General features: G+C 72.6%; 8 protein-coding genes. 2 read left to right on the top strand and 6 right to left on the bottom strand.

Annotation, left to right across the window (positions count from 1 at the left end):
- Positions 1-60: 60 nt before the first annotated feature.
- Together DEJ50_RS04170 and DEJ50_RS04165 are read left to right on the top strand one after the other, a co-directional pair.
- Positions 61-1,506 carry a glyceraldehyde-3-phosphate dehydrogenase gene (locus DEJ50_RS04170; protein WP_150206072.1) on the top strand — a complete coding sequence of 482 codons (1,446 nt, stop codon included), beginning with the start codon at positions 61-63 and terminating at the stop codon, positions 1,504-1,506.
- A 91-nt stretch (positions 1,507-1,597) separates the two neighbouring features.
- Entirely contained in the window at positions 1,598-2,302 is a 705-nt protein-coding gene (locus DEJ50_RS04165) for a hypothetical protein (RefSeq protein ID WP_223837585.1), read from the top strand.
- A gap of 42 nt (positions 2,303-2,344) precedes the next feature.
- Here DEJ50_RS04165 and DEJ50_RS04160 read toward each other — a convergent pair whose 3' ends face one another.
- From DEJ50_RS04160 to DEJ50_RS04135, 6 genes are all read right to left on the bottom strand, one after another.
- Positions 2,345-5,248, bottom strand: coding sequence for an NHLP bacteriocin export ABC transporter permease/ATPase subunit (locus tag DEJ50_RS04160; protein WP_150206069.1), 2,904 nt, complete (start codon positions 5,246-5,248; stop codon positions 2,345-2,347).
- Position 5,249: 1 nt separating this feature from the next.
- The gene (locus tag DEJ50_RS04155; RefSeq protein WP_411757669.1) at positions 5,250-7,367 is read right to left on the bottom strand and encodes an NHLP family bacteriocin export ABC transporter peptidase/permease/ATPase subunit; all 2,118 of its coding nucleotides are present in this window, start codon (positions 7,365-7,367) and stop codon (positions 5,250-5,252) included.
- 101 nt (positions 7,368-7,468) lie between these two features.
- A complete protein-coding gene (locus tag DEJ50_RS04150) occupies positions 7,469-8,275 on the bottom strand; it encodes an HlyD family efflux transporter periplasmic adaptor subunit (protein WP_150206067.1) in 807 nt (268 codons plus the stop codon).
- A gap of 79 nt (positions 8,276-8,354) precedes the next feature.
- Positions 8,355-8,606 carry a hypothetical protein gene (locus DEJ50_RS04145; RefSeq protein WP_150206065.1) on the bottom strand — a complete coding sequence of 84 codons (252 nt, stop codon included), beginning with the start codon at positions 8,604-8,606 and terminating at the stop codon, positions 8,355-8,357.
- A 413-nt stretch (positions 8,607-9,019) separates the two neighbouring features.
- Positions 9,020-10,189: an ABC transporter substrate-binding protein gene (locus DEJ50_RS04140; protein WP_150206063.1), complete on the bottom strand. Its 1,170-nt coding sequence runs from the start codon at positions 10,187-10,189 to the stop codon at positions 9,020-9,022.
- 77 nt (positions 10,190-10,266) lie between these two features.
- The gene (locus DEJ50_RS04135; RefSeq protein ID WP_150206062.1) at positions 10,267-13,056 is read right to left on the bottom strand and encodes a SpoIIE family protein phosphatase; all 2,790 of its coding nucleotides are present in this window, start codon (positions 13,054-13,056) and stop codon (positions 10,267-10,269) included.
- Between the last annotated feature and the right edge of the window lie 51 nt (positions 13,057-13,107).

Here is a 13,107-nt window from a genome sequence, read left to right as displayed (position 1 = left end):
GAAAGATCAAAGGACCGAGGGGTTAGCATATGAGCGCCGCCTAGCTCGAAAGATAAACCTGTGACTGTCAATGACGACTCGTTCACCAACTGGAAGAACCGCGAGGAGATCGCGGAGTCGATGATCCCGATCATCGGGAAGCTTCACCGGGAGCGGGACGTCACGGTCCTGCTGCACAGCCGCTCCCTGGTGAACAAATCCGTGGTGAGCATTCTCAAAACCCACCGGTTCGCCCGCCAGATCGACGGCGAGGAGCTCTCGGTCACCGAGACCCTGCCGTTCCTGCAGGCCCTCACCGCGCTGGACCTCGGTCCCTCCCAGATCGACATCGGCATGCTCGCCGCGAACTACAAGACCGATGACCGCGGTCTTACGGTCGAGCAGTTCACCGCCGAGGCCGTCGCCGGCGCCACCGGTGCCAACAAGATCGAGTGCCGCCAGGGCCGCGACGTCGTCCTCTACGGCTTCGGCCGCATCGGCCGCCTCGTCGCCCGCCTGCTGATCGAGAAGGCCGGCTCCGGCAACGGTCTGCGGCTGCGTGCCATCGTCGTCCGCGGCGGCGGTGACCAGGATCTCGTCAAGCGCGCCTCGCTGCTGCGCCGCGACTCCATCCACGGCCAGTTCCAGGGCACCATCACCGTGGACGAGGCGAACAGCACGATCATCGCCAACGGCAACGCGATCAAGGTGATCTACGCCAACGACCCCTCCGAGGTCGACTACACGGCGTACGGCATCAAGGACGCCATCCTCATCGACAACACGGGCAAGTGGCGCGACCGCGAGGGGCTCTCCAAGCACCTGCGCCCCGGCATCGACAAGGTCGTCCTCACCGCCCCCGGCAAGGGCGACGTCCCGAACATCGTGCACGGCGTCAACCACGACACCGTGAAGCCGGACGAGCGCATCCTGTCCTGCGCCTCCTGCACCACGAACGCGATCGTCCCGCCGCTGAAGGCGATGGACGACGAGTACGGCGTGCTGCGCGGCCACGTGGAGACCGTCCACTCGTTCACCAACGACCAGAACCTGCTGGACAACTACCACAAGGCCGACCGCCGTGGCCGCTCCGCGCCGCTGAACATGGTCATCACCGAGACCGGTGCCGCCTCCGCCGTCGCCAAGGCCCTGCCCGAGCTCAAGGCGCCGATCACCGGCAGCTCCATCCGCGTCCCGGTCCCGGACGTCTCGATCGCGATCCTGAGCCTGCGCCTGGGCCGCGAGACCACCCGCGAAGAGGTCCTCGACTACCTCCGCGACGTCTCGCTGCACTCGCCGCTGAAGCGCCAGATCGACTTCACCACCGCCCCCGACGCCGTCTCCATGGACTTCGTCGGCTCGCGCCACGCCTCGATCGTGGACGCCGGTGCCACCAAGGTCGACGGCGACAACGCGATCCTCTACCTCTGGTACGACAACGAGTTCGGCTACTCGTGCCAGGTCATCCGGGTCGTCCAGCACGTCTCCGGGGTGGAGTACCCGACCTACCCGATCCCGGCGGTCTGATCGCTCCGATCCGTTCCGGAAGGGCGGCGGTGGGACGCAGGTCCCACCGCCGCCCTTCGGCGTTCCGGACACCGTCCGGCACACTGTGCGCGTGGACTCCTTCCCCGACCGGTACGGACGGCTCCGGGTCGAGACGGCGGATCTCGGGCCGGCGCACTGGCTGACCGAGCGCCGTCCCGGCCACGGCGACTTCGGCACCGTGGCCGGCATCGCCGCGCCCGGCTTCGCGGCGTACGCACGGCTGCTGCACCCCGCCTCCCTCGACGAGCGGCCGGTCCGCTGGGACACCGTCGCCGCCGCCTACGGCCGCCGGGTCGGCCCGCTCACCGACTGGTACGAGGTGATCGGCGCGGACCGGTACTACCAGAACGAGCAGGAGTACGGTCTGCCCGGCGTCTGGGACGAGCACCCGGCCGAAGGCCCTACCCCCGCCGGGGTCGCCCGGGTCCTGATCCCCGTTCTGGCCCGCCACACGGACACCCCGGAGCAGTGCCGGTACGGCCTGTGGGAGGGGTACGGCCGCCGGGACTGGTCCGGGCTGCCCACCTTCCCCACCCCCGGCCGCGAGGAACTGCTGCTGTCCGGACCGCTGGCCGATGCCCTCTCCCCGCAGCTCGTGGACGAGTTCACCGAGCTCCCCGACCTCTGGTGGCCGCAGGACCGCACCTGGTGCGTGGGCGGCGATGTCGACCTGGTGAGTACGTACGTCGGCGGCTCCGCGGAGCTGGTCGCCGAGCTGCTGGCCACCCCCGGCCTGGAGGCCCACCGGGTGGCGCCGGACGACCGGGTCGGCTGACCCGGCGGCTCGGCTCAGCGCCACGCAGCCCAGCGCTTCGGCTCAGCTCAGCTGGCGGCGGACCAGGCCGTGGAACAGCCCCGAGGTGTCGGCGAGCAGCTCGGCGGGCGGACCCTGCTGGACGATGCGCCCGTCCGCCATGGCGATCACCCGGTCGGCGTCCATGATCGTGGACAGCCGGTGCGCGATCACGATGCGGGTGGCGCGCAGGGCCCGGGTCGACTCGATCACCACCCGCTGGGCCTCGTTGTCCAGTGCACTGGTGGCCTCGTCGAAGAAGAGCACCCGGGGCCGGCGGACCAGGGCCTGGGCGATCATGAGGCGCTGGCGCTGGCCGCCCGAGACGGTGCCCCCGCCATCGGACAGCATGGTGTGCAGGCCCATGGGCATGGCCTTGATGTCCTCGGCCAGGCCCGCCATCGCCACGGCCTCCCACACCTCCTCCAGGGAGAACGAATCGGCGCCCCGGATGCAGTCCAGGATCGAGCCGGTGAACGGCCGGGCGTGCTGGAGGACCACCCCGCACTGCCGGCGCACGGCCGCCTGGTCCAGCCCCGCCAGGTCCTGGCCGTCGTACCGCACACTGCCGGTGGTCGGCCTGTCGAAGCCGATCAGCAGCCGCAGCAGGGTCGACTTCCCGCAGCCGCTGGCCCCGACGATCGCCACGAACTCACCCGGCCGGACCCGGAGATCCACCTCGTCGAGAACCAGCGGGCCGTCCTCGGCATAGCGGTACGACAGCTGCCGGGCCTCGACGGCTCCGCCCAGCACGCCGGGGGCGGCAGCGGCGCCGCGCACCTCGGGCGTCGCCCGCAGGATCGGCGCGACCTCCTCGAACACGGGCAGCACGGCCGCCGCCGACAGCAGCGCGCCCGTCACCTGGGTGACCGAGGACAGCAGGAGCGTCACGGCGGTGCTGAACGTCAGGAACGCCGCGGCGGACATGGTGCCGCGGGCCGGCCCGGCCAGCAGCATGAACATCACCAGCGTGCACAGCGGAAGGCAGACCGCGTTGAGCACCGTGACGAGGTTCTGGATCCGGCCGGCGCGCTGGTGCAGGGTCCGGGTCCGGGCGAACTCCCGCGCCCAGGCGGCGTAGGCGAAGCTCTCAGCCGCCGCCACCCGCAGCTTCGGCAGCCCGCGCAGGGTCTGGAAGGCCTGGTTGTCGAGCCGGTTGTCCAGCCTGACCAGCCGGCGCTGGTAGCGCAGCTGCCACAGCCCCAGCCCCAGGAAGACCACCGCGACGAGGAACAGCATGCCCACCGCCGCCAGCGCCAGCTGCGCGTTGTAGACGAACAGCAGCACCAGGTTCATGGTCCCCACGGTGCTCGCCTGGATGCAGACCGCTCCGATGCCGGACAGGGTGCGGCGGATGGTGCTGATGCCCATGGCGGCATTGGCCAGCTCCCCCGTCGACTGGCCGGCGCGGCCCGAGTCGCCGGTGAAGAAGGTCGTCGGCAGCCTCAGCAGCCGGTCCCACACCGCGGGCTGCAGGGTGGCCTCGATCCGGCCCTCCATACGCAGCAGCGAGACGTTCTGCCAGAGCATGAAGACCGCCGAGAGCACACCGGCCGCCAGCAGCGCGACCGTGGTCTGCACGATCAGGCCGGACTCCGCCTGCGGCACGTACCGGCCGAGCACCTTGCCGGTGGCCACCGGCACCAGCGCGCCCAGGACCATCGCGACCAGCGCGGCCGGCAGGAGGCTCCGCAGTTCCGCGCGGGTGCCCCGGACACTGAACCGCAGCAGTGCGAGCAGGCCCAGCGGGCCGTCGGGCAGCGGGCGGTAGAACATCACGGCCCGCGGTTCGAAACCGGCCGGGTCGCCCTTGCCACCCTTGCCGCCGTTGCCGCGCTCGCCAATCCGCTCGCGTTGGCCGCTGGCCGGGTCGACCGCCACATAGCCGCCGCGCCGCCAGAGCAGGGCGACCGGCGCCCCGTCCGCAGCGCGCCGGCCCACCAGGGGCCCGCTGTTCTCCCGCCACCAGCGCCCGACGAGACCGACCGGGCGGGTGCGGAAGCGTGCGGCGAGCGCGATGCGCTCGACGGGGTCCGTCCGCTCGGAGCCGGCTCCCGCCCCGGCCGCCGCGTCCAAGGCGATGCCCGTTTCGGCGGCGACCAGGCGGCACACGGCGAGGGTCGCGTCGGCGCTCGCGCCGCCGCGCGCGGCAGGTGCGGCCGAGCGGCCGAGGGAGGCCGCCAGCACCCGGTTCGCCTCGGTACGGGCGGCCCGGCCGGCCTCGACACCGGCGGCCGTACGGTCCTCGTGGGCGCGTTCGCGCTGCTCGATCCAGCGGTCCAGGGCCAGCCGCAGCCGGTACTGCTGCTCGACCATGCCCTGCCACATCGCCGGGTCGACCAGCAGGGCGTCGGCCATCGCCGCCTCGTACGCGGCCCCGTACTGCACGCTGCCGGGGGCGATCTGCATCCACATGATGTCCTCATCGGCCCCGCCGCCCCCGCCGTGCCCGCCCTGTCCGGGGTCGCCGCCGAGCGGCGCCTCGTACAGCACCCGCAGGCCGCGGCCCACGCCGCGCGCGAAGGCCGCGTCCAGCGGGCTCAGGTACCCGTCGCCGACGCCGTACCCGCCCTGGTCGGCGTACCACTGCCCCGGGTGCCACGGACCCGCAGACTCCCGCAGCTCGATACGGCGCAGCAGGCACTCCCGCGACGGCCGGCCCACCAGGGTGTGCCCGGGGCCCTCGGCCGGGCCCAGGAGCAGCGTCCCCGCCTCCAGCCGGCCCAGGAAGTGCCAGTTCCCCAGCTGCGCCGTGGCCACGGCGAACAGGTCCAGCTCGCCCCGGACCAGGAGCCACAGGACGGACGGGCCCTCCAGGGAGATGCTGCGCAGACCGGTGCAGTCCACCGGTGCGCCCAACCCGCCCAGGGCCGCGACGACCGGGTCCGGGGACACCACCCCGGTGCCCGTGGTGCCGACCGTGTTCACGTCAGTGCTCCCTGACCAGTTGGGCGTACCGGCCGCCGGCGGCCACCAGGTACTCGTGCGGACCGCGCTCCACGACCGTGCCCCGGTCCAGCACGAGGATCTCGTCGCTGTCGCGCACCGTGCTGAGCCGGTGCGCGATGACCACGCAGGCGCAGCCGCGGCGGCGCAGGTTGTCGATGACCAGCCGCTCGGTCACCGCGTCCAGGGCGCTGGTGACCTCGTCGAGCACGAGGACCCCGGGATTGCGCACCAGCGCCCGGGCGATCTCCAGGCGCTGGCGCTGACCGCCGGAGAAGTTCCGGCCGTCCTGCTCGACCCGGCTGTGGATGCCCCCGGGCCGGCCGGCCACCACATCGAGGACGGCGGCGTCCTCGAGCGCCGCGAGGACGGCCTCGTCCGGGACCGAGGGGTCCCACAGCGCCACGTTGTCGCGGACCGTGCCCTCGAACAGGAACACGTCCTGGTCCACGAAGGAGACGGAGGCGGCCAGCGCACCGCGCGGAATGTCCGCCAGCCGCATCCCGTCGATGCGGATGGCGCCCTCCCAGGGGGTGTAGAGCCCGGCGATCAGCCGGGAGACGGTGGACTTGCCGCTGCCGGAGCCGCCGACCAGCGCGACCTGCTGTCCGGGGCCGACGGTGAGCGAGAAGTCCCGGAGCAGCGGGGCGTCCAGGGGGCTGTAGCCGAAGGTGATGCCGTCCAGCTCCAGATGGCCGGTGAGCCGGCGGGTGCCGGCGGCGGGCTCGCGGCGCGCATGGACGGGGTCGACGGGGAAGTTCTCGACGTCCTTGAGCCGGGCGATGTCGGCCGCGAAGTCCTGGATCCGGCCGGCGACTCCGTTGAGCCGGCTGATCGGCGCGGTGAAGCTGGTGACCAGGGCCTGGAAGGCGACCAGGAGACCGACGGAAAGGTGCCCCTCCACCGCCCGCAGGCCGCCGATCATCAGGATCAGCGCACTGTTGAAGGCGGCGAGCGTGGGCGCGACCACCGCCAGCCAGGCACTGGGCACGCCGAGCCGCTGCTGCACGTCCAGGGTGACCGCGTGCTGTCCGGCCCACCGGCGGAAGAACCCGTTCTCCCCGCCGGTGGCCTTCATGGTCTCGATGAGCGTCAGCCCGCTGTAGGAGGTGTTGGTCAGCCGGGCGCTCTCGGCGCGCAGCTTGCGGGTGCCGGTGGCCCGCACCCTGATCGCGATCCGCATGGCCACCACGTTGAGCAGGGCCACGGCCACGCCGACGAGGGTGAGCTGCGGATCGTAGGTCCACAGCAGCACCGCGTAGAGCAGCACCACCACGGCATCCACGCCCGCGGCGGTCAGATCGCGGGCGAGGGTCTCGGCGACCGCGTCGTTCGACCGCAGCCGCTGCACCAGATCGGCCGGATTGCGCTGGGCGTAGAAACTGACCGGCAGCCGGAGCAGGTGCCGCAGGAAGCGGGCGCTGCCGAGGGTGGAGGAGACGATCCGCCCGCGCAGCAGATTGGCCTGCTGCAGCCAGGTGAGGGTGGCGGTGAGCACCAGGGCGGTGGCCATCGACGCGAAGAGCACGCCCAGCAGGGAGGTCTGTTCCCCGATCAGGAACATGTCGATGTACGTCCGGCTCAGCGCGGGCACCGTCGCACCGACGGCCACCAGCAGCAGGCTGGAGACCACGGCGACGGCCATGGTGCCCGAGGTGCCGCGCAGCCGGCCCGGTACGGCGCCCAGCACGCCCGGCTTCCGGCCGCTGCGGCGGAACCCGGCGCCGGGTTCGAAGGTGAGCACGATGCCGGTGAAGGCGGTGTCGAACTCGTCCATGGGCACGAACCGGCGGCCCTTGCCGGGGTCGTTGACGTACACGCCCCGGCGGCCGAAGCGCCGGCCCATGCCCTCGTAGACGACGTAGTGGTTGAACTCCCAGAACAGGATGGCCGGGGCGGGGACCTCGGCCAGCGCGGCCAGGTCCATCTGCATGCCCTTGGCCTGGAGGCCGTAACCGCGCGCCGCCTTGAGGAGGTTGCTCGCCCGCGAGCCGTCCCTGGAGACGCCGCAGGCGATCCGCAGCTCCTCCAGCGGGACGAAGCGGGCGTAGTGGCCGAGCACCATGGCCAGGGCCGCGGCCCCGCATTCCACCGCCTCCATCTGGAGCACGGTGGGGGTGCGGACGGTACGCGGTCTCGGGCCCCGGGGAGCGGCGGGCCGGCGGGCGGCGCGGCGCCGGCCCCCGGCGGCGTGGGGCGCGGTCACGGGAGCAGCCAGTCGACGGGGCGCTGGGCGGAGAGGCGTACGGCGCCGGTGACCGGAGTCCCGGACTCGATGGCGTACGGAGGCCCGCCCGCGGAGGACCATGCGTACCCGGACTCGGTGCCGGTGGCGGACTCCAGCTGCACGAGCACCGCAACCGGGTTTCCCTGCCGCGAGAACTGCGCGGCGAGCCCGTTGTCGCCGAGGAAGCCGGCGATCTGCGCCTGCGTCTGGGGTGCCCGGCCCACCGCCTTGATCCGGCCGTGCAGCACCCCGAACCGCTCCCGGGGCACGGTCGCGAGGCTCAGGTCGACGGAGGCGCCCACCCGGACCTCCGCGGCGCTGCCGCCCGTCGCGTACAGCACGGCCACCAGCGGCTCGTCGGGATCCGTGACGCGCTCCACGACCGCCACGTCCGCGCCGGCCGTGACGACCGAGCCCACCCGGGCGACCAGAGTGGCCACCCGGCCGCCGGCCACCGCGCGCACGGGCTGTTCGCCCTGGGCGGTACGGACGGTGAGGAGGGGGGTACCGGGGGACACCGGGCGGCCCTCCTCGACGAGGAGGGCGGTCACCTGTCCGGCGACCGGGCTCTGCAGCAGGTAGCTGCCCTCGGCGCGGGTGAGGATGCCGGGCACGCCCAGGGTGGCGGACACCGTGCCGGTGAGGGCCCAGACGGTCGCGGCTGCCATCACGACGGCCGTGACGGCCAGGACGAGACGGCCCTGGGCGCGCGCGAAGCGCACCGGCACATCGAGTTCTTCGGGAGACTCCAGCTTGACCAGAGCCTTTTGGCGGAACTGCACGGATCATTCCTTGGTGCAGGGGCGGCCGTGAACCCCGGGACGGGAAAAGCCCGCGTCCCGGGGTTCACGGTTGTTCCACTCAGATACCGGCGAAGCCGGTCAGGGCGGCGGTGTTGACCGAAACACCGGTGATGCCCGAGGCCAGGCCGGGGACGTTGGCGGCGAGGCCCTGGACGCCCTGGACCGTCTGCAGGGAGCCGACGGTGCCCAGGATGCCGGTGACGTCGCTGGTCACGGCACCGGCGAGGCCGCCGGAGATGCTGACGACGCCACCGGACACGGCGTCCAGCTCGGTGTCGGCGATCTCGCGGGTCTCGAGGTTGTCACGCATGTTGCGCACCCTTCATTTCATGGGGGGAGTTGGGGGGAATGTGGGGGGAAGCTGCCGCAGCGGGCACGATGAAAGCATGCGAACGGGTGGCCCGGCCAATTGTGTTGACGCCGTTTTACCGGCGGTTGTGCACGCGGGACGGCGGGCGTGCAGCTAATTTCACCGAATGCCGACAGGGTCTCCGCGAGATCGGGTAACAGATCCGGGCGGCTCGCGGCGTCAGGGGTCAATAGCGGGACAAATCCCCCAGCGGAGCCGGGGGTCCGGTCGGGGAATCGGGGAGCCGTGAAGGGGACGCGGCGCGATGACCTGCACGTTGTGGAGGTTTCCGGCAGGTCGACAGGACGGGATGACCTCCGAGCCCCGGCGCGGCCCGGCCCGGCATGGCTCGGCACGGGTCGGCATGGCCCGGCTCAGCCCGGGACGGCCTCGGCCCAGCCGCGGTTGACGGTCTCCTTCGCCTTCCTCTGCTGTGCTTCCGTCGGAAACGCGGGTGTGCCCTCGACCGTCGGCAGTTTCGCGGCGGCGGCCTCGTCGAGCGTGCCGTCCTCCTTCATGGCCTCCATGAGGACGGGGCGCGCATAGGCGCCGAGCCGGATGTTCTGGCCCTCCGGACTGAAGACGTACTCCTGCCACAGGCGGGCCGCCGCCGGATGCGGGGCGTCCTTGTTCACCGCGTGCGCGTAGTACTGGGCGAAGCTGCCGTCGAAGGGGATGGCGGTCCGCCAGTCGACGTCCGCACCCTTCTTCCGGAACTCCTCGGCGTAACCGAGGTTGAGGAAGTCCCAGTCGATGCTGATCGGGGTCTGCCCCTTCTCGATCGTGGCCGGGGTGGATTCGACCGGGATGAAGTTGCCGTTCCTGCGGAGCTCGGCGAAGAAGTCGATGCCCGGCTGGATGTTGTCGAAGGAGCCCCCGTTCGCCAGGGCCGCCGCATACACGCCGGCGAACGCCGAGCCGGAGTCGGTGGGGTTCCCATTGAGCGAGACCTGGCCCTTGTACTCGGGCTTGCGCAGATCGGCGAAGGTCGCGGGGCAGTTCTTGACGCGTTTGGCGTCACAGCCGATCGAGATGTACCCGCCGTAGTTGTTGTACCAGTGGGCCCGCTTGTCCTTCTGCTGCTCGGGGATCCGGTCGAAGGCGGCGACCTCGTACGGGGCGAGCAGGCCCTGGCGCGCCGCGGGCTGCGCGAACGAGCCGCCCACGTCGATCACGTCGGGCGCGCGGCCGTCGCGCCGGTGCTCCTTCAGGGCGTCGATCTCGTCCTGGCTGGTGCCCTCCGGGTTCTCCACCGAGACCTTGATGCCGTACTTCTTCTCGAAGCCGTCGATCAGCGCGCCGTAATTGGCCCAGTCCCGCGGGAGCGCGATCGTGTTCAGCGCCCCTTCCTTCTGCGCCGCCGCCGTCAGTGCCGCCATGCCGCCCGCGTCCGCGGCGGAGGTGGCCACCGCGGGCGCCCTGGGTGCGGCGGCGGGCTTGTCTCCGCAGGCACCGAGGGGCGCCGCCGCGAGGGCCAGGCAGGCGGCGACGGCGGCTGTCCGGAGACGGGGTGCGGGCACAAGGTCTCCATCACGGGCGAACATGTCGGAGATATACCGATCGAGCCCAGCGTACGTGCGGCAGCCTCGACCGCGCAGTCCCAGCAGGCCCCGGCGCCGTCTCAGAACCCCTCGTCGTCCCATGCGGCGAGGAGCGCCGCCCCCAGGTCCTCCCCGGCCGGGGCGACCGGGGGCTGGAGGGCCTGCTCGCTCCAGATGATCTTGCCGCGTGCGGTGTAGCGGGTGCCCCAGCGCTCGGCGAACTGCGCGACCAGGAACAGGCCGCGTCCTCCCTCGTCGGTGGCCTCGGCCCGGCGCGGGTGCGGGGAGGTGCTGGACCCGTCGGAGACCTCGCAGATCAGGCTGCGGTCGTACAGCAGCCTCACCCGGATGGGCTCGGACCCGTAGCGGACCGCGTTGGTCAGCAGTTCGCTCAGGATGAGCTCCGTGGTGAAGGCGATGTCCTCCAGGCCCCAGTCCGCCAGCCGGCGGGCGCAGGCGTTGCGCACCGGGGACACCGCCGCCGGGTCGGAGGGCACGTCCCACTCGGCGATCCGCGCCGGGTCCAGCAGGCGCGTACGGGCCACCAGCAGGGCGATGTCGTCGTTGTGCCCGGTGGGCAGCATCGTGTCGATCACCGCCGCGCAGGTCTCCTCCGGCGTACGGGCGGGCCCGCCCAGTGCGGCGCCCAGCGCCGCCAGGCCCGCATCGAGATCCCGCTCGCGGCTCTCGATCAGCCCGTCGGTGAAGAGCGCCAGCCGGGTGCCCTCGGCCAGGGTCAGCACCGCCGTCTCCATGGGCATCCCCGCGCCCAGGCCGAGCGGTGGCGAAACCGGCAGCTCGGGGAAGGACACGGTGCCGTCGGGGCCGACGACCACCGGGCCCGGGTGGCCTGCGGTGGCGGCGGTCACCTGACCGGAGACGGAATCGTAGACGGCGCACAGGCAGGTGGCCCCGGAGATCCCCTGCCACTCCTGGCCGCCGGTGCCCTCGTCCGCGTCGATATGGGCGACCAGCTCGTCCAGATGGCTCAGCAGCTCGTCCGGCGGCAGGTCGAGCGTGGAGAAATTGTGCACGGCGGTGCGCAGCCGGCCCATGGTGGCGGCGGCGTGCAGACCGTGTCCGACGACATCGCCGACCACCAGGGCCACCCGGGCGCCGGGCAGCGGGATGACATCGAACCAGTCGCCGCCCACCCCGGCCCGCGCGGGCAGATAGCGGTGGGCGACCTCGACGGCGGACTGGTCCGGTACGCCGCGGGGCAGCAGGCTCCGCTGCAGGGTGACGGCCATCGTGTGCTCGCGGGTGAAGCGGCGGGCGTTGTCGATGGACAGCGCGGCCCGGGCGGTCAGCTCCTCGGCGAAGGACACGTCCTCCTCGTCGAACGGCGGCGAGGGCTGTACCCGCCAGTAGCCGGCCATCCCCAGCAGCACGCCGCGGGCCCGCAGGGGGACGGCGATGAACGAGTGGAGGCCGTGGTCCAGCATGAGCCGGGCACGGACCGGGTCCTGGGCCCGCCAGTCGTGGGTGGCGGTGAGGTCCGTCTCCAGGACCGCACGGCCGCCGGCCACCCCGAGCGCCATGGGGCTGTTGGGGACGAACCGGATCAGCTCGCCGACGGTGTAGAGACCGGGGTCGCCCCGAAGGCCGACGGCGGCGGTGCGGCGCATCTCGGTGCCCGGCTCGGGAGGCTCCTCGCCGCGCAGTACGGGGTCCAGCAGATCGACCGTGGCGATGTCGGCGAACCGGGGGACCACCACCTCCGCCAGCTCCCCGGCCGTGCGCTCCACGTCCAGGGTCGTTCCGACGCGCACCCCCGCGTCGTAGAGCAGCTTCAGCCGCTCGCGGGCCACCTCGGCCCGGCCGGACAGCGCCCGCAGCTCGGTGGTGTCGCGCAGCGTGACGACGGTCCCGGCCCGCCCGTAGGGGGCGGTGGGCCGGATGTTCACCGCCAGCAGCCGATCGCCTGCCATGTGCAGCTCGTCGCTCGCGGAACGGCCCGAGGCGATCGGCTCGGCGATGCCCTCCTCCAGGCCCAGGTCCGTGACGGGGAGTCCTTCCGCGTCCCCGGGCAGATCCAGCAGCCGCCGCGCCTCGTCATTGGCCAGCAGCAGCCGGCCGCCGTCGCCGACGATCAGCACGCCCTCCCGTACGGCGTGCAGCACCGCGTCGTGGTGCTCGTACATCCGCGTCATCTCGGCCGGCCCCAGACCGTGGGTCCGGCGCAGCAGCCGGCGGCTGACCAGGGCCGTTCCGCCGGCGGACAGGGCGAGCACCGCGGCGGCACTGCCGAGGACGACCGGCAGCTGCCGGTTCACCACGCTCTGGACGTTCTGGACCGTGACCGGGGAGGCGACCACGGCGAGGACGGAGCCGTCGCGGTCCTTGACGGGGACCACCGAGACCACGGACCGCCCCAGGGACCCCTCGAAGGTCTCGGTGAAGGACTTGCCGGCCGCCGCCCGGGCGAACGGGCCGACGACGTGCTTCCCGATCCGCTCCGGGTCGCTGTGGGTGAGGGTGACCCCGTTGAGCGTGTACACGTTGATGCCGTCCACCCCGGCGATCTTCCGGGCCGCCTCCGCGCTCGGCTGGAGCACCGCGCTCGGATCGCGGCTGTGCAGGGCCGGAATGATCCCCGGCGATTCCGCGAACGTACCGGCGGCGGCGAGCGTACGGTGCCGGGCGTCCAGCATGCTCGCACTCCGGGCCTGCACCACCAGCGCCACCACCGCGGCGACGACCAGCAGCACCACGACGGCCAGCTGCAGAAGGAACACCTCACCGGCCACACTGCGCACGCTCAGCAGGGCCGACAGCCGCTGCGGACGCCGCCGCGCCCTCCCCCCGGAGGGCCGGGCGGACGTGCTCCTGATGCCCCGGGCGGTGTCCTGAGCGGGGAAATCGCTCATACTTCATCTTCCAACCTCCGGGGGCGGTCGGCAGCGGCAGGACGCCGGCCG

Source organism: Streptomyces venezuelae (assembly GCF_008642295.1).
GTDB classification, from domain to species: Bacteria; Actinomycetota; Actinomycetes; order Streptomycetales; family Streptomycetaceae; genus Streptomyces; species Streptomyces venezuelae_C.
This window is presented reverse-complemented; position numbering and strand designations above follow the sequence as displayed.